Below are 16,912 nucleotides of genomic sequence, written 5' to 3' on the forward strand. Positions count from 1 at the left end.
GGCTTCTTTCCTTGCATCTTCTTTTTTATTCTATGCCAACACGTTTACTACGCACCTGTTTCCTGCTGTTGATTTGGCTTACGGTGGGGGCACTGCCCGCCGCGGCTACCCACTTGCTGGGTGGTGAAATGAATTATAAATACCTGGATGCCAACGGGCCAACTACGGCTCCCTTCCGCTACCAGGTTACGGTGCTGGTATACCTGAACAAGGAGTCGGGCTCAGTGGCGCCCGATGGCCGCCTGAGCGTAGACATCAGCTTTTATAATAAGTCGCAGAATGGGGCGCGAATTATGTCGGTTACTGTGCCGCGCACCAGCTTTGTGGAAATTACCCCGCCCTCGCCGGGTACTTGCACCCTGCCTAATAGCCGGCCGCCCCGCGTTACGCTGGCCAAGTACGTAACGGTAGTGAACCTGCCGAACTCGTTTGAGGGCTATTACGCCGTGTACACCGATGCCGCGCGCAACGTGGACGTGACCAACCTGCTGAACCCAGGGGGTACCAACATGACGCTTTACGCCGACATTGCCCCGCCCCTACTGCCCAACACCTCCCCGGTCTTTTCGGATACGGCCGTGGCTGTTATTTGCCAGGGCGACACCAGCCTCATTCTCAACAACGCCTACGACGCCGATGGCGACCGGCTGACCTACACGTTTGGCACGCCCTACCAGGGCAGCCCGCCCTTCGGCAACTTCACCCCGCCGCCTCTACCCGTAGATTACGCTACGGGTTACAGCCAAACCCAGCCGTTCGGGCCGGGTACCGGCAGCTTCGCCTCTCTAAATGCCAGCACCGGCCTGAGCCGGTACGCAACCCGCATTCAGGGCAAGTTTGTTGTGGCTGTGGACGTGAAAGAGTACCGCACCGTGAATGGCCGAGAGGTGCTAGTGGGCACTACTCGGCGCGATATTCAGCTGGTTTCCAGGGTGTGCCAGCCCAACCAGGCGCCGGTGTTTAGTCCGCCCTCCGTGTCCATCCGCGACTACACCATTGAGGAAGGCCAGACCGTGAACTTCAACATTGTGGCCTCGGACCCGGAAAACCAGTCGTTGGTGATGCGGGTGAACAGCGTGCTGCTCGATGGTAACGGGCCTTTCAACGCCAGCCTCAACAACAACCAGGGCACGCTGCCCAGCGGTACTCCCATTGGGGGGGCCTCCGTGAGCGGAACCAGCCCCGTAACCGGCGCATTCCGGTTTGCTTCGCGCTGCGGCGATGCCCGCGCTACCCCTTACGACGTGGTCGTGACTGTGTCGGACAACACGTGTAGCAGCAAGAGCATTGCCGAGATTTTTCGCATTACCGTGACGCGCGCCAGCGGCCCCAACCGCATTGCCGGCGACTCCGTGGTGTGCGACCGGGGCCAGGCCCGCACCTACACCGCGCAGGGCCCCGTTACGGGGGCCTACCGCTGGGTAGTGCGCGGCGGCACGATTCAGGGCTCCGCAACGGGCCGCACCATTCAGGTGCTGTGGGGCGCGGCCTCAGCGGGCTCCCTGCGGGTGCAGGGCCTGTCGGTGCTAAGCTGCCCTACTGATTCGGCGTTTAAGGCGGTGAATCTGCGCGCCGCGGGCACCCTAACGGCCAGCCCCAACGTGAGCATCTGCCTGGGCGGCTCCACTACCCTAACGGCCAGCGGTGGCCAGACTTACACCTGGACCGGGGGTGGACAAACCTTCACCGGGGCCAGCATTACAGTTACTCCCACCCAAACGACTACCTACACCGTGCAAAGCACCGACGGCACCTGCACGTACTCGCGGCAGGTGACGGTAACGGTCACGGCCACGGCCGTGGCTAATGCCGGTTCCGATTTGGCGACCTGCTCCGGCGCGCCAGTCACGCTCGGCACGGCGGCGCTGACGGGTTACACCTACCAGTGGAGCCCGGCCACCGGGCTGAGCAGCGCTACGGCGGCCCAACCTACCCTCACCTTATCGAACACAACGGGGGCCGCACAAACCTTTACCTACACGCTGCGGGCTACTACCGCCAACGGCTGCTTTGCTACCAGCACCGTGCAGGTAGTGGTGAATCCGGTGGCGGTAGCGGATGCCGGCCCCAGCCGCACCACCTGCTCGGGGGTGCCAGTTACGCTCGGTACGGCGGCGCTGGCCGGCTCTACCTACCAGTGGAGCCCGGCCACGGGCCTAAGCAGTGCTACTGTCGCTCAACCAGTGCTGACGCCCAGCAATACCACCGGCGCACCCCAGACGCTTTCTTACTTGGTTACGGTAACGACGGCCGCCGGCTGCACGGCCACCAGCACCGTGCAAGTAACGGTAAACCCGGCCGCCGTAGCGGATGCCGGTTCCGACCGGGCCGTATGCTCCGCGGAAACCACTACCCTTGGAACTGCACCAGTAGCCGGCACCACCTACGCCTGGAGCCCGGCCGCGGGCCTGAGTAGCACGACGGCCGCTCAGCCTACCTTCAACCTGCCGAATACTGGCTCCGCCCCCCAGGTGCACACCTATACCCTCACGGCCACCACCGCTCAGGGCTGCACGGCTACTAGCACCGTGCGGGTAACGGTGAATCCGGCGGCCGTAGCCAATGCCGGCCCCGACCGGGCCGTGTGCTCAAGTGAGCCAACGACTCTGGGCAGTACGCCTGTTGCTGGTACTACCTATCAGTGGAGCCCCGCGGCTGGCCTCAGCAGCAGCACGGCCGCCCAACCCGTGTTTAGCCTAGCAAATACCGGCACTGCCCCGCAAGAGTACACTTTCACACTTACTGCTACCACGGCCAATGGCTGCACGGCTACTAGCACCGTGCGGGTGACGGTAAACCCAGCCGTCGTGGCTGCGGCTGGCCCTGACCGCGCCTTGTGCTCCGGGGAAAGTACGACCCTGGGCGCCGCGGCCGTAACGGGCACTACGTATCAGTGGAGTCCTGCTACGGGCTTAAGCAGCGCCACCGCCGCCCAGCCTGTCTTCAGCCTGACGAACACCACTACTACCCCGCAGCTCTACACGTTTACCCTCACGGCTACTACGGCCAACGGTTGCGTAGCCACCAGCACCGTACGGGTAACGGTGAACCCCGCCGCCGTGGCTAACGCGGGCCCCAATACAACCCTCTGCGACGGCCAGCAAGTGACGCTGGGCACTGCGGCCCTGCCAGGCTACTCCTACCAGTGGAGCCCGGCCACCGGCCTGAGCAATGCCACCACGGCCCGGCCTGTGCTGATGGCGGTGAACCGCACTGGCGCGCCCCTGACCCTGACCTACACTCTCACTGCCACCACGGCGCAGAACTGTACTGCTACCTCCACCGTGCGCGTGACCGTCAACCCGCGTCCGGCGGCTGACAGCATTCAGGGCAGCGTTTCGGTGTGTCCCACGGTGCAGGGCGTGGCTTATAGCATTCGGAATCCGCGCGGCACGGCTTACCAGTGGCGAGTGCAGGGCGGCACCGTAGCCAGCGGCCAAGGCACCAGCGCCATTACCGTGAACTGGGGCACGGCCTCCACCACGGCCAGCGTGCAAGTCTTCCAGCTCAACGCCTTCGGGTGCTCCTCCGATACGGTGGTACTGCCCGTGCGCGTTAATCAGCAACTGGCTACGGCCCGGCCCACGGGCCCGGTGCAAGTCTGCCAGACGGGCGGGCCCTTCACCTACCAAACCCAGTACACCAACGGCTCGGTGTACGCCTGGCAGGTTGTGGGCGGTACCCAGGTATCGACCTCGCAGGCCAGCATTCAGGTAAACTTCACCCAGCCCGGCCTGGCCAAGCTGGTCGTGACGGAATCCAGCAACCCAGCCGGCGGCATTTGCCGGGGCGTGAGCGACACGCTGTACGTGAACGTGCTGCCTGGTCCGGCTACCAACCTAGCCATTACCGGCCCGAGCCGGGTGTGCGCTAGTACCACTTCCCTGAGCTTCGCGCTGCCGGGCGCGGCCACTTCTACCTACGCCTTTACGCTGAACGGCACTACCCTGACGGGCACCGGCAACACGGTTTCGCTGCCTACGCCGGCTGCCAGTGCTACGCCGTACACCCTCACCATTCGGGAAACCAACGCTAACGGCTGCGTGGGGCAGGTATACACCAAAGCCTTTGAGGTAGTGGCGCCGCTAACTATTGCCGGCCCGCCGAGCTACTGCCCCGAGGCCCGCACGGGTCTAACCTATTCCGTGGCTAACTTCCCGGGCGGCCTATACCAGTGGACGGTTACCGGGGCTACCCTCGTAAGCGGGCAGGGCACCAATGCGGTGCGGCTTGACGTGCCCGCGGGCAGCGGTAACGTGACGCTGAGCGTGACGGAAACGACCAGCCAGAGTTGCGCGGCTACCTTCACTATCCGGCCCGATAACGCCACGGTAAGCCTGACGGCGGCTTCCGTAGACGCCGCGGCCAACGACCGAAGCGTAACCTTGGCCCTGGCCGTACCCAATAATACCGGTAATACCAACCAAGTGCGCATTATGCGCCGCGACGCCGGCAGCACGGCCACCTTCACGGCGGTAGGCACGGCGGCCAACACCGCTACCAGCTTCACGGATAAAACCGCCGACGCCGACGCCAATGCCTACGAGTACCGGGTGGATTTGACTAATGCCTGTGGTACGCTGCTGAGCAGCACCCAGCACACCACCATTCTGACCAAAGCCACCGCCGCTGAGGCCACTGATACCCGCCAGCAGGGCACGGTGCAGGTTACCTGGACGGCCTACCAGGGCTTTACGGTGCAGGAGTACCGGGTAAGCCGCGTGGCCGACAACGGCATGGCCGAGCAGATAGCCGTGGTCAACGGCGCCACGCTCACGTACGCGCTGCCCTCCAGCCGGTCGGGCTTTAGCCAGTGCTTCCGGGTGCAGGCCATCAGCACCGATGCCGTAGCCCGCACGGCCAGCTCCAACGATGCCTGCGTGACGTTCGAAAACAAGCTGGGCTTCTACAACATCATCACGCCCAACGCCGACGGTAAAAATGACGTGCTGGTAATTGACAACGTGCAGCTCTACCCCAGCAACACCCTCTCGGTGTACAACCGCTACGGCAAGCAGGTGTACGAAACCCGTAACTACCGCAACAACTTCGGGGGCGAGGGCTGCGGCAACGGAGTGTACTACTACCTGTTCAAGCTCGACAACGGCACTAGTTACAAGGGCTGGTTTGAAATTGCCCGCTAACTAGCAATACTCCACTGAAAAGCGCCGTTCGGAAAATCCGGGCGGCGCTTTTTTTCGGCCCTGCCTGCTACTGGCTGGCGTTGTTGCTGCAACTGGTGGGGCTGCTGGCCCGGACGTTGCCTACGCCCAGGCCCACCGCAACCTTGGCTTTACTGAAAGGTAACCGGCGGCCCTGGCTGGCTCTGACCTACCCGTTGCTACCCGGCACGCAGCCGCACTACCTCACCCGCCCCAACTCAACCTCTCTGACTTACCACAGCCGCCGGAGGTGGCAGCTAGGAGAGCATGCCCGCGCCCTTTCATGCCCGCCACCTGGCGTTCCAGTGGCCCCGCTACCCTACGAAATCCGCGTCATCCTCAACATCCGTCTGAATCCGTGATTACCTTTGCTCTTGTGAGGAAATCAGTAAAAAACATTCCGGCGGAACTGCTCCGCGAGGTCGAAATTACCGACATGGTAGCGGAGGGCAAATGCCTGGTGCGCCGCGAGAACCTGGTCATTTTTGTAACGCAAGTGGCACCCGGCGACGTGGTGGACCTGCGCGTAACCAAGGCTAAAAAGAACTTTCTGGAAGCCGTGCCCACGCACTTCCACAAGTACTCCGACCTGCGCGTAACGCCGTTCTGTGAGCATTTTGGCACCTGCGGGGGCTGTAAGTGGCAGCACTTGGCCTACGAAACTCAACTCAAGTTCAAGCATCAGCAGGTGGCCGACACCTTGCAGCGCATTGGCAAAGTAGCCCTGCCAGAAATCCTACCCATCCAACCCTCCCCCGACCAGACGTACTACCGCAACAAGCTCGAATACACCTTCAGCCACAACGGCTGGCTGACTAACGAGCAAATCAACAGCGGCCACGATTACGAGCGGCGCGTGCTGGGCTTTCACACGCCGGCCCGCTTCGATAAGATCCTGGACGTGAACCACTGCTGGCTGCAACCCGACCCCAGCAACCAGATTCGGCTGGCCATCCGCGACTACGCCCTGGAGCACGACCTACCCTTTAACAACCTGGTAACCCAGCAGGGCTTTTTGCGCAACCTCATCATCCGAACGGCCAACAGCGGCGACCTGATGGTGATTCTGCAGTGCTACTACGCCCATGATGCCCTGCTGCCTTTGCTAGATTTCATCTATGAGCGGTTCCCGCAGATAACCTCCCTGAACTACGTGCTCAACGATAAGGGCAACGAAACCTTCCACGACCTGGAGGTGGTGTGCTACAAGGGCGAGCCGTTTATTCACGAGGAAATGGAAGGGTTGCGCTTCCGCGTGGGGCCGAAATCGTTCTACCAAACCAACTCGGAAGGCGCCTACAACCTTTACAAAATCACCCGCGAGTTTGCCCAGCTCACCGGCTCAGAACTGGTGTATGACCTTTACACGGGCGCTGGTACCATTGCCAACTTTGTGGCCCGGCAGGCCAAGCACGTAGTGGGTGTGGAGTACGTGGAGTCGGCGGTGAAAGACGCCTACATTAACTCCGAGATTAACAGCACGACCAACACGGAGTTTTACGCCGGCGACATGAAGGACGTGCTCAACGCCGAGTTCATTGCCCGGCACGGCCGCCCCGACGTGGTCATCACCGACCCGCCCCGCGCCGGCATGCACCCCGACGTAGTAGCTCGCCTACTGGAAATGCGCGCCCCCCGCATCGTGTACGTCAGCTGCAACCCCGGCACCCAGGCCCGCGACCTAGAGCTGCTAGATGAGGCTTATAAAGTGGTGAAAGTGCAGCCCGTAGATATGTTCCCGCACACCCACCACGTGGAGAATGTGGTGCTGCTGGAGTTGAAGTAGACTACATGTTATGAATAGCTATTCCCTTGCTTCGTTCTCAGCCTTTATTGCAGGCTGGACAGCTATGCAAGTATCTATTTTAGCAGGATTATACTATTTCTGGGATTATTCCCTAGGGAAAGATATGCTATGGTTTTCTTGCTTCTCTTGGTTTGTGAGTTTAGCCTATAATGTCCTTTTTATTCAATTACCCAGAAAATACATTAAGCGTCTGCACAGTAGGCTAAACCTCGTTCAGTTTGCTTTAACTATGTGCATGTATGGATTAATGATATTCATCGTATCGTCTTTGACTTTCGTTTTTCGAAAGAGTACAGAAGTCGACATGCAGCATTTAAATTTCATATTGATATCTGCAGCAGCAACTAATGGACTCGCTTATGGCATAGCTTTCTACTTGTTGTGGAAACCTATCAGACTTGCATAAAACCCCAACATGGATTACACCAACGACCCCGAACTGAACGGCAAATACCTCGGCACCATCACCAAGGATTTCGCTGCCGTTTCTGATACGCTCAGCGAGGCTTCTTCTCAAATCCGCAAGCGGGATATTTCGAAGTATCCCATCTTTGTATTTGCCCGTCAAGAAGTGCCGCTGGGTGGCCTGCTGATCAACGCCGACGAAGCCAACCTGGAGTGGCATGTTTTCGCCAGCTACCTAGAGCTGTTTGTGCAGCAGGGCATTGTGGGCCAGGAGGGCATCGAAGCCTTCCAGAGCACCTACCGCGACGCCGATGAGTATTGCTGCCTGTTCGTGCTGGACGAGGAGTTTACCAACTTCGTCTACATCCCCTACCCCGAGGATTAGCCAAAACGTTGGTCATGGCGAGAGCACCGAAGCCATCCTTCCTGTCTTTCGCCACACACCTAATAAGTTGACAAGCCCTTACTTCCGTGGTGGAGGTAAGGGCTTGTCGCGTTTTCAAGGGTAGCACTTTGTACAGGACGGATTGCTTCGCCTCCGGCTCGCAATGACGGGTGTGTTACTCGAAATGCTGGAAACCCTGGGCGCGGAGCGGCACGGGCTGGCCGGCTTTGGTAATGAGGTTGGCGCCCTCGCTCTTGTCGACCATGTGGCCGATGATGGTGATATCGGGGTGGTTTTTGAGTTTATCGTGGGCTGAGAGGGGCACGGTAAACAGGAGTTCGTAGTCCTCGCCGCCGTTGAGCATGCACATGATGGGGTCGAGGTTGAATTCCTCGGCTACCTCCAGGGTAGGGTTGGCAATGGGCAGGTTTTCGGTGAAGATGCGGGCTCCGGTGCCGCTGGCCTGGCACAGGTGCAGCACCTCGGAAGCCAGCCCGTCCGACACGTCAATCATGCTGGTGGGCGCCACGCCCAAATCGCGCAGTTCGTGCACTACGTCCATGCGGGCCTCGGGGCGCAGTTGGCGCTGGAGCACGTAGGGGTACTTCTCTAGCTCAGGCTGGGTTTCGGGGTCGGCTTGCCAGGCTTGCTTTTCGCGTTCCAGCACCTGCAGGCCTAGGAAAGCGCCGCCTAAGTCGCCGGTTACGCAAATCAGGTCGTTGGGACCGGCTCCGCTGCGGCGCACGGCCTCGCCGGCAGCTACCTGCCCCAGGGCCGTAATACCAATGGTCAGGCCCGAGCGGCTGGCGGTAGTGTCGCCGCCCACCAAATCCACGTTGTAGGCCTCGCAGGCCAGGCGCATGCCTTGGTACAGCTCGTCGATGGCTTCTACGGAAAAGCGCGAAGGCACGCTTAGGGCTACTACCAGCTGGGTGGGCAGGGCATTCATGGCGGCAATATCCGAGACGTTCACGGCCACGGCTTTGTACCCTAGGTGCTTGAGCGGGCAGAACGTGAGGTCGAAATGGACGCCTTCCACCAACAGGTCCGTGCTGATAACGACCTCCTGCCCGGCAGGCGGGGCCAGAATAGCGGCGTCGTCGCCGATGCCCAGAATGGTGCTAGGCTGGGTAAGCTGAATGTTTTCCTGAATTCGGCGGATCAGACCAAATTCGCCGACTTTATCGAGGGGCGTCATAGAGGCAATAAGGATACGAAGGAGAAGCCTGGTGCTGCTACCCCGGCGGGGCAACAGGAAGTGGGCGCAAAGGTACGCTGCCGGACGACTAGTACGAACACGGGCTACGCGGCGTTAAGGCCAGCGGCTTAGCTTGGCGCTACCTCCGGGTCCCGCGGCCGGGCATTCTGGCCCTGCTTTTTCGCGCGGCTAGCAGCTAATACAGTAGTATAATTTCAAGTAGTTGCGCTTGTTTAATGAGCGTTTTTTGGGGAATATTCGTTGGCCTACTGCTACTCTCTTTTGTCCTTCTATGAAGCGTCTTACTTCCCTGTTTCTGGCCCTGGCCACCCTTACTACGATTAGCTGCAACCGCACCCCCAAGAGCATTGATCCGGCCTCGGCCCAGGCCGTCAAAGTACAGCTCGATATTTTACAGGATTCAGTGGACTCGCGTTGGAGCGAAATGGTGGCCTCCGACGATGGCAAGCTGCGCGACACCCGCCAGCTGCTGCGGGAACTAAGCGCCCAACCCGGCATCGACCGGACGCAGCTGGCTCAGTTGCAGTACGCCAACGACCGGCTAGTGCGCCGCCGCTACGACCAGCAAACCATGGCCGAATCGGCGCGGATTGATGCCTACGACGCGGCCCAGGATTCCTTGCTACGCGTGGTGTACGCCGTGGCCCTGCCCGCTGACCGGGAGCCATCGGCACCCGTCAAAACCCTCACTGACCAGATTCAGTCCGCCGATGCGGAGTTGGTTAGCTTCCGCGTCCGTTATGACCAGGCCGCGAGTCGCTTCAACAACTACCTGCAAGTGCATACTGCTGAGCTAGAGCAGCTAGGTGGCAAGTACATCAAGCTCAAGCCCCTACCCCTGTTCACGCTGCAGAACTAGTCGGTTGCAGCGAACCTCACGCCGTTTGTCATCCCGACGCAGGAGGAATCTAGGTTAAGCCCTTGGAGTCTAACCCAGATTCCTCTTACGTCGGAAGGACAAACGGCAGCTTAGACTTCTTACCCCTGAGCGTTTCAGGTGTACTTTATGGGGTAGCGAAGCATTTGCCTTGCGTGACATACAGTATATAACCAAACAGGGGCAGCCGAAGTGTTCGGCTGCCCCTGTTTGGTTAAAGCAAATTCTTGCTTACAACTTGGCCATTTCGTCGCGCACGAAGTCGGCGAGAGTACGCAGGTACTCCGTGCTGAAGTCGAAACGAATACCGGCGGCGGCGTAGATTTCGCTAATGGGGGCGGTGTAGCCCAGGGCCAAAGCGCGCTGATAGCCCTGCAGAGCCGCCTGCGGATTCTGGCGGAAGTTGCGCCACACGGCAATGGCCCCGAGCTGGGCCATGGCGTACTCGATGTAGTAGAACGGAACCTCGTACAGGTGAAGCTGCTTCTGCCAGAGGTAGGGCTTGGCGTGCTCCAGTCCCTGCCAGCTCACGGTGCGCTGGTTGAACTCATCGAAAATGCGCGTCCAGTGCTGGTGGCGCTCGGCCAGCGTGTGGTTCGGGTTTTCGTACACCCAGTGCTGAAACTTATCGATGGTAGCTACCCAAGGAAAGGTTTCGAGCACGCTTTCGAGGTGGGTTTTCTTGGCTCGGCGCAGCTCATCCTCATCCGTGAAGAACACGTTCCAGTGGTCCATGCTGATCAGCTCCATGCTCATGGATGCCAACTCCGCTACCTCAGATGGGGGGTGCTTGTCGGCCCCGAGGGGTAGGCGGCGGGTCAGGAAGGAGTGCACGGCATGGCCGCCCTCGTGCAGCATGGTTACCACGTCGCGCAGGGAACTGGTGGCATTCATGAAAATGAACGGCACGCCGGTTTCATCCAGGGGGTAGTTGTAGCCGCCGGGCGCCTTGCCCTTGCGAGATTCCAGGTCGAGGTTGCCCATGTCGCGCATGGTGCGCAGGCACTGGCCCAGGAAGGGGTCGAGGCGGTCGAACACCGTGACGGTTTTCTCCAGCAACTCCTCGCCCGTTTCAAACGGCCGTAGCGGCGCCTTGCCCGATACGTCCACGTCTAGGTCCCAGGGGCGCAGCTCAGGCAGGGCCAAGTCCTGGCGGCGTTCCAGGTCCAGGTCGTCAATCAGGGGCACCACCGTTTCGCGGATGGCCTGGTGGAAGTTAAAGGTGTCCTGCGGGGTATAATCGAAGCGGCCCAGGGCCGCAAACATGTAGTCGCGGAAGTTAGAAAAACCCGCGTTGCGCGCTACCTGATGGCGTAGCTGAATGAGTTCGGTATAGAGCACGTCCAGAGGCTGAGCATCCCGCAGGCGGCGCTCCTGAATGGCCCGCCAAGCCTGCTCACGCACGGTACGGTCGGGACTTTTGAGGCGGTCGGCGGCCCGGGGCAGGGTTAGCTCTTCCCCATCCAGCGTTACCGTCATGGCACCGGCAATGGCGGCGTACTGCTGCTGCTTGGTGCTGATTTCAGTTTTGAGCGAAATGTTTTCGGCCCGGTAGATTTCCAGGGCCTGGCGCACTGAGCGCACGAACACCCGGTAGCGGGCCGGGTCTAGCTCGTCCAGGAACGGAGAAGCCATCATCTTCTCGTTCAGGGCGTGGTCGTAGGGCGCCACGTTGGGCTCAATTTCGCTCACGAAGTACTGGAACGCCTCCGCCTGGGGCTGGTCTTGGGTGTCGCAGGTCATGCGGATGTAGCGCCAAGCCAAATCCTCGCTCAGTACCGCTTCCAGCTCTGAGCGGTTTAAGAGCCACTGCTCCAGTTCCTGAGCCGAGTGAATGGCCCGGTCGCGCAGTTCAATAAAGAAGGGTTCAATGGCCTCCCAATCCGTAACAGTAAACGACTCAGGAAGGTAGTGCCGGGGCGGCCGCTGGGTTTCAGTTGCCAGCTCGGCCGCGGGAGCGGAGTATGTCATAATCGAATCAGAAAGTAGAAGCAGACCGCACTGGTTGCCGGAGAAGGTACTACCAGAAACGGGCTTCGTAAGTTTGAACAATGTAGCAACATAATGTTGCTTGTTCATAGATCAGTTTTGCCGCCTTGGGTTTACTGGGATATGTATTTAATCCCGAGCCAGCAGTACCGCCCGCACCAGACTGGAAGGGCCCTATCCACGTACGCGCCGCCGCTGAAGGAAGCTCAAGAATACCGAATTATTTTTCTCGGGCTCACAACCGGCGGCAGCTGGCTAGTCGATTTCAATTACTACGTCGCTGGTCAGCGGGTGACCAACGCAAGTCAGCACGTAGCCCTGTTTTATTTCCGCATCCGATAAGCCTTCCCGCTCATCAAGATGCACCTTGCCCGAAAGGCACTTGCCGCGGCAGGCCGTGCACAGCCCCGCCTGGCAGGAGTAGGGCAAATCGATGTCCTGATCGAGGGCGGCCTCCAGAATCGTTTGGTTGGGCGCCACGGGGAATTGGTATTCTGACCCCTCATAGTTGATGGTGACAGTATAGGCCCCGGGCGTATCGTCGGGTGCCGTCGATACGTCGCCGTGGCCGCTGGGCTGGGCAGCCGCCGTTTCGGAAGCGTCGGCGGCGGCTACGAAACTCTCGCGGCGGACGCGGCTGGCGGGCACTCCAAGCAGCTCCAGGGCCGCCTGCGCTTCTACCATCAGGCCATCGGGCCCGCAGAGGAAGTACTCGGCCTGAGCAGCCGGAAACTGGTGGCGCTGCTCCAGAATGCGCAGGAGCATGGTGCGGTTGAGGCGGCCGGTGTGCAGGTGCCCACTAGTAGGATTCTTGGGCTGGCTATACACGTGCTCCACCTGAAAACGACCGGCGTACTGCTGCTCCAGCTGGCGGAGCTGGGTAGCAAAAATCACCGCTTCCTCGTTGCGGTTGCCGTACACGAGCAGCACATGGCTTTGGGGCTCCTCGCGCAGCACCGCCTTGAGCATGCTCATCAGGGGCGTAATGCCCGAGCCGGCCCCTATTAGCACAATGGAGCGGGCCGACTTGGGCTGGGGCACCAGCGTGAAGTTGCCCAGTGGGGCCATCACTTCCAGCTGCTGCCCTACTCGCACCGTATCAAGCAGATAGTTGCTGACCAGACCGCCCGCTACCCGCTTCACTGTTACGGCCAGGCGCGGCGCTTCATTGGGGGTGCTGCTCAGGGAGTAAGCCCGGCGCTCCTTTTTTCCGCCGGGGCCACAAGGTAAAATCAACGTCAGAAACTGGCCGGGCTGGCAGGCAATTGCCTGACGGTCGGGACGTTCGAAGTGAATGGTAACTGCATCGGGCGTTTCCTGGGTTAGCTCAACGACAGTAAGCGTTAGGTAGGCACTGCTCATGGAAGAGGACTTGGGACTGAAAGTCTGGGCTGAATAAAGGGCGAAAATACGGGATAATGTGGCGTACGCTGTAGCTTGCGCCGCGTTGATGCTACGTACAAAATCTTGCGGCTACTTGGGGCGGCGGCTTCGTACCGCCACCTACTCGCCTGGGCAGCCAAAGGTTTAATACGTAGTCGCGCAACGGTTTCCTCCTGACTTCCCTCTAGGTACCTCGCTTCGCGTGCTGCCACTCCTGACTTTTTTTCCATGCTCGCTTCCCTACTCGAACGCCATCAGCACGAATTCGGCCCGGTTCTACCCGTAGACCTCAGCGCCCCCGATGTAGCCCGCCTCGATTTTACGGCCGCCAATCCGCTGCTTCAGAACGCCGATCTGCGCGACACGCCCGCCTTTGAGGAGTTGGTGGCGCGGCTCCTGGCGGCTCAAGATGCGCATATTGGGGTAGGCGGCTACCTGGAAAACCGGGTGATTTACCGCCGCAGCCCCGGCCTGTTCGGCGACCCCACCGTGCCCGCCCGCTCCCTGCACCTAGGCGTGGATGTGTGGCTGCGGGCCGGTACGCCCGTGCTGGCCCCCCTCGACGCGGTAGTGCACAGCGTGCAGGACAACGACAACTTCGGCGACTATGGCCCTACCGTCATTTTGCAGCACCAACTCGAAGACACCGTTTTCTACACCCTCTACGGCCACCTCACCCGCCGCGAAACCTTGCTGCTTCGCCCCGGCATGCGCATCGAAAAAGGCGACACCTTCACGGAGGTAGGCCCCGCCCCCGAAAACGGCGACTGGCCGCCCCACCTGCACTTCCAAGTAATTGCCGACTTGGAAGGCCGCTCCGGCGACTTTCCGGGGGTAGGACTGGTGGAGGAGCGCGAGAAGTGGGCTGCCCTCTGCCCCGATCCTAACCTGATTTTGCAGAGCCAGTGGCTGTAGTGGGCCACTTTCCCTAACGGATGCGTCCGGCCAAGTTCTGTAAAAAAGCCTGTCATCCTGAGCGGAGCGAAGGACTTTCTCATGTTGAAACGACAAGCGTTCTGACGTGAGAAGGTCCTTCGCTCCGCTCAGGATGACAGGCTTTATACTATCTGAAGTTATAAGCTTCTGTCTCGACTACTCTCCGCATGCTTTTGTGGGTCGCCGCAAAAAACCAGGCTAAGCCTTAGTCGAATTTGATGGCTACTACGGGCTTAATGCGCGAAATCAGGTAGGTCGGAATTAGGACGGCCAGCAGGGAGGTGAGGAAGGTAGCGGCGTTGAGCACCACTATCATCAGCGGGTCCCAGTGAATCGGCACCCGATCCATGTAGTAGTTTTCGGGGTCCAGCGGGATGGGGTGGAAAAAGTACTGAACGGCGCAGAAGCCCAGCCCAATCAGGTTGCCATAGAACATGCCCCGCACCGTCAGGCTCAGGCCCCGGAAAAAGAACATGCTCCGAATTTGGTTATCCGTAGCTCCGATGGCCTTGAGCACCCCAATCATGTTGGTGCGCTCCAGAATCATAATGAAGATGGTGGCTACCATGTTGAACGTGGCCACGAAGATGATCAGCACCAGGAAGATAACCACGTTGCGGTTCAGCAGCTTCAGCCAGTCGAAGAGCTGGGCGTACTGGTCCGTGATTTTGTCCAGTTTTAAGTCGTAGCGCAGGTTCTCGTAAAGGTTGTCAGCTACGGGGTCCAGGCGGTTGAAGTCCTTGAGCGTGATTTCCAGCCCACCCACCAGCGAGTCGGGCCAACTGGTTAGGTCGCGCACCTGCTGAATGTCGCCGATGACGTAGGCTTCGTCGAACTCGTCGAGGCCGGTTTGGTAGATGCCGCGCACCGTGAACTGGCGCACCCGGGGCGGGTTCTGGATGAAGTAGAACAGGGCCTTGTCGCCGGGCTTAAGGCGGAGCTTATCGGCCACCTTGCGCGAGAGCAGCACGTCGTTGCTGGCGGCCGTGTCCGAGAACGTCAGAAACTTGCCGCTGACCAGATTTTGGCGCATGGGCGAGCGGCCGCTTTTCTCGTCAATGCCTTTCAGCACTACCCCTAGCACTTCCTCCTTGGTTTTAATGATGGCCGTTTTGCGGGCAAACGGCTGGATGGAAGATACCTGTGGGTTGTGTTGCAGCTGCTTTACCAGCCGTGGCCCCCCAATGGGCTCTACTTCCAGGGAGTTATTGGTATCGTACTTGCTGATTTGCAAGTGGGAGCCGAAGGAGAAGATTTTGTTCTGGATTTCGTTGCGGAAGCCCTCCAGAATAGCAAACGACACCACCATCACGGCCAATCCCATGGCAATGCTGATGATGGCTATCTTTGTCACCGACGAGGTAAATGAACCTGCATCGGCCCCATCGATCTTATTAGATATGTACTGCGAGACGTTCACCGGCGTAAAGCTAGACGAATCCCGGCAGTTTTCCACTTTCCCGCCCCGCCTATGCCTTCCATCCTGTCTGCGAGCCTACTAGGCCTTTCTCTTTTCCTTTCTGACTGCGCCCGCGCGCCCCAAGCAGCCTCAGCCGCCAAGCAGCCTGCACCGGATACCAGTAATGCTCCCCTGCGGCAAACGCTGGCCTCTCCGCCCCAAGTGCTACTGCCGGCCGCCGAGCCTTTGCGCGTGGGAGCCGAGCAGTTCAGCCGGTACCTGCCGCTTCTGAAAGGCAAGCGGGTAGGCGTGGTGGTTAACCAGTCGGCCAAGGTAGGAAGGGCCTTTTTGGTTGATACGCTGCTGGCCCAAGGCGCGAATGTGCGAGTGATTTTCGGGCCGGAGCACGGCTTCCGGGGCGAAGCTGCCGATGGCGCCACCATCAAGGACGGCAAGGATGCCCGTAGTGGTTTGCCCGCTCTCAGCTTGTACGGGGCCACTAAAAAGCCTACCACGGAAATGCTGCGCGACGTGGATGTGCTGATTTTCGACATTCAGGATGTGGGCACGCGCTTCTACACGTTCATTAGCACTATGCACTACGTGATGGAAGCGGCGGCGGAGCAAAACAAGGAGATACTGGTGCTGGACCGCCCCAATCCTAACGGCTGGTACGTGGATGGGCCCGTGCTAGAGCCCGAGTTTAAAACCTTCGTGGGCATGCACCCCATTCCCATTGTGCACGGCCTGACGGTAGGCGAGCTGGCCCAGATGATTAACGGGGAAAAGTGGCTGGAGGGCAAACGCCAGTGCCGCCTAACCGTCATTCCCATGCAGGGCTACACCCACGAGACGCGCTACGAACTGCCGGTGCGCCCCTCCCCCAACCTGCCCACGGCCCACTCCGTGGCGCTTTACGCCAGCCTATGCCTGTTTGAAGGCACCGACGTGAGCGTGGGTCGGGGCACGGCTACACCTTTTGAGGTGATTGGCGCGCCCACCCAGCCCAAAACCCGCCCGTTCAGCTTTACCCCGACCCCCAACACCGCCTCCACCTCCCCACCCCAAAACGGCAAGCTTTGCTACGGCCTAGATTTGCGCCAAACTGGTAACGAGGTGGGTTTTACGCTGAAATACCTGCTCGATTTCTACCAGCAGAGCACCGACAAAGCCAATTTCTTTAACAAAGGCTTTGAGCGGTTGGCGGGCACCGCCGCCCTGCGCCAGCAAATCATAGCCGGCAAAACTGAGCAGGAAATCCGCCAGTCCTGGGAGCCGAAGCTGGGCCAGTACAAGGCGCTCCGCCAGAAGTATCTGCTCTACCCTGATTTCAAGTAGAAATCCTGGCCT

The 16,912-nt window shown here is 60.0% G+C and carries 11 protein-coding genes; 7 read left to right on the plus strand and 4 right to left on the minus strand.

Annotation, left to right across the window (positions count from 1 at the left end):
- Positions 1-32 precede the first annotated feature (32 nt).
- The 4 genes from MWH26_RS11265 (at position 33) to MWH26_RS11280 (ending at position 7,759) form a co-directional block, all read left to right on the plus strand.
- Positions 33-5,144 (plus strand): PKD-like domain-containing protein, encoded by a 5,112-nt coding sequence (locus MWH26_RS11265; RefSeq protein ID WP_247974367.1) that lies wholly within the window; start codon positions 33-35, stop codon positions 5,142-5,144.
- Between the two features lie 80 nt (positions 5,145-5,224).
- A complete protein-coding gene (locus MWH26_RS11270) occupies positions 5,225-5,524 on the plus strand; it encodes a hypothetical protein (RefSeq protein ID WP_247974368.1) in 300 nt (99 codons plus the stop codon).
- 14 nt (positions 5,525-5,538) lie between these two features.
- Positions 5,539-6,948 (plus strand): 23S rRNA (uracil(1939)-C(5))-methyltransferase RlmD, encoded by a 1,410-nt coding sequence (gene rlmD / locus MWH26_RS11275; RefSeq protein ID WP_247974369.1) that lies wholly within the window; start codon positions 5,539-5,541, stop codon positions 6,946-6,948.
- Positions 6,949-7,384: 436 nt separating this feature from the next.
- Positions 7,385-7,759, plus strand: a complete 375-nt coding sequence (locus MWH26_RS11280) for a hypothetical protein (RefSeq protein ID WP_171593189.1) — start codon at positions 7,385-7,387, stop codon at positions 7,757-7,759.
- A gap of 175 nt (positions 7,760-7,934) precedes the next feature.
- Here MWH26_RS11280 and thiL read toward each other — a convergent pair whose 3' ends face one another.
- Entirely contained in the window at positions 7,935-8,957 is a 1,023-nt protein-coding gene (thiL, locus tag MWH26_RS11285) for a thiamine-phosphate kinase (protein WP_247974370.1), read from the minus strand.
- Between the two features lie 292 nt (positions 8,958-9,249).
- On the opposite strand from thiL, the gene MWH26_RS11290 reads away from it, so the two are divergent.
- The gene (locus tag MWH26_RS11290) at positions 9,250-9,837 is read left to right on the plus strand and encodes a hypothetical protein (protein WP_244696721.1); all 588 of its coding nucleotides are present in this window, start codon (positions 9,250-9,252) and stop codon (positions 9,835-9,837) included.
- Between the two features lie 249 nt (positions 9,838-10,086).
- On the opposite strand, the gene MWH26_RS11295 is transcribed toward MWH26_RS11290, so the two are convergent.
- Both MWH26_RS11295 and MWH26_RS11300 read right to left on the minus strand, forming a co-directional pair.
- A complete protein-coding gene (locus MWH26_RS11295; protein WP_247974371.1) occupies positions 10,087-11,826 on the minus strand; it encodes a M3 family oligoendopeptidase in 1,740 nt (579 codons plus the stop codon).
- A 273-nt stretch (positions 11,827-12,099) separates the two neighbouring features.
- A complete protein-coding gene (locus MWH26_RS11300; RefSeq protein ID WP_247974372.1) occupies positions 12,100-13,206 on the minus strand; it encodes a ferredoxin--NADP reductase in 1,107 nt (368 codons plus the stop codon).
- A gap of 249 nt (positions 13,207-13,455) precedes the next feature.
- Here MWH26_RS11300 and MWH26_RS11305 point away from each other — a divergent pair, with 249 nt between their 5' ends.
- Complete coding sequence (locus MWH26_RS11305) at positions 13,456-14,142, plus strand: peptidoglycan DD-metalloendopeptidase family protein (protein WP_247974373.1); 687 nt, start codon at positions 13,456-13,458, stop codon at positions 14,140-14,142.
- A gap of 226 nt (positions 14,143-14,368) precedes the next feature.
- Here MWH26_RS11305 and MWH26_RS11310 read toward each other — a convergent pair whose 3' ends face one another.
- Positions 14,369-15,517 carry an ABC transporter permease gene (locus tag MWH26_RS11310; RefSeq protein ID WP_247974374.1) on the minus strand — a complete coding sequence of 383 codons (1,149 nt, stop codon included), beginning with the start codon at positions 15,515-15,517 and terminating at the stop codon, positions 14,369-14,371.
- Between the two features lie 117 nt (positions 15,518-15,634).
- Between MWH26_RS11310 and MWH26_RS11315 the strand changes: the two genes are divergently transcribed.
- Entirely contained in the window at positions 15,635-16,900 is a 1,266-nt protein-coding gene (locus tag MWH26_RS11315) for an exo-beta-N-acetylmuramidase NamZ family protein (protein WP_244696725.1), read from the plus strand.
- Positions 16,901-16,912: the final 12 nt, after the last annotated feature.

The sequence above is a fragment of the Hymenobacter sublimis genome, assembly GCF_023101345.1.
Classification (GTDB): Bacteria; Bacteroidota; Bacteroidia; order Cytophagales; family Hymenobacteraceae; genus Hymenobacter; species Hymenobacter sublimis.